The organism is Vibrio fujianensis (assembly GCF_002749895.1).
Lineage (GTDB): Bacteria > Pseudomonadota > Gammaproteobacteria > Enterobacterales > Vibrionaceae > Vibrio > Vibrio fujianensis.
This window is the reverse complement of sequence record NZ_NBUS01000054.1, coordinates 541,429-542,290: the sequence shown is the minus strand read 5'-3', so window position 1 is coordinate 542,290 and position 862 is coordinate 541,429. Positions and strand designations below refer to the sequence as shown.

General features: G+C 40.5%; 1 protein-coding gene. It reads right to left on the bottom strand.

The genetic code is table 11. The features are described 5' to 3' along the window. Positions 1 to 490: ATP-binding cassette domain-containing protein (locus B7C60_RS19720; RefSeq protein WP_245869570.1), on the bottom strand; the 490-nt coding region annotated here is incomplete at its 3' end. Positions 491 to 862: the final 372 nt, after the last annotated feature.

The window sequence follows — 862 nt, the reverse complement described above, 5'->3', positions numbered from 1 at the left end:
GTAATACTTTCGGTTTATTAACCACGGCTCGAGCAATAGCGATACGTTGTTGCTGACCACCTGATAGCTGGTGGGGTTTGCGTTGCGCCATTTGTTCTAAACGCACCATACGCAAAGCTTCCATCACGCGAGGTTCAATATCGGCACTAGGAACTTTCTGCATACGCAATCCAAAGGCAACATTGTCGAATACGGTCATATGAGGAAATAAAGCATAACTTTGGAAAACCGTATTAACATGCCTTTGTTCGGCGGGAACTTGGGTAACGTCTTGACCATCAAGTAATATTTGGCCAGCATCAACCGTTTCAAACCCAGCGATCATTCTTAATACGGTGGTTTTACCACACCCTGATGGGCCAAGAATAGTCAAGAATTCACCATGATTCACATCTAAGTTCAGGTGAGAGATGATCTCTTTTCCATCGAAGCTTTTGCTAATGCCAGATAGACGAATAACTGGCGTTCCTACCGAGTGTTGTTTATTCAACGTCTGTTTTTCTCCTACGTGTAGTCGTTATACCCTTATCCTACTCCTTATCCTGTTGAATGCATCATTGATCTATTCACAGTAGAAAGTGAGTAAGCAGTGTACCGGAGTGTGACATAAAGTAATTTTAGTGATACAACCAACAGATTGATGACCATCAAGACCATGAAATCGAGCCATCATTAAGTAACTTGGTTATGTTCTTAAAGGGCGCATCATAATTATCATAAACGCTGAAATCAAAGTATTTTCACCTCTTGAAACAGAAAAATTTTTATGGGCAAATGATGGTGATCTTTAACCAAGCTATTTTACTAAGTTTCAACGCTTTCAAGCGGTTAATTATTGACCATGTAAAGCAGAAAGCAAGTC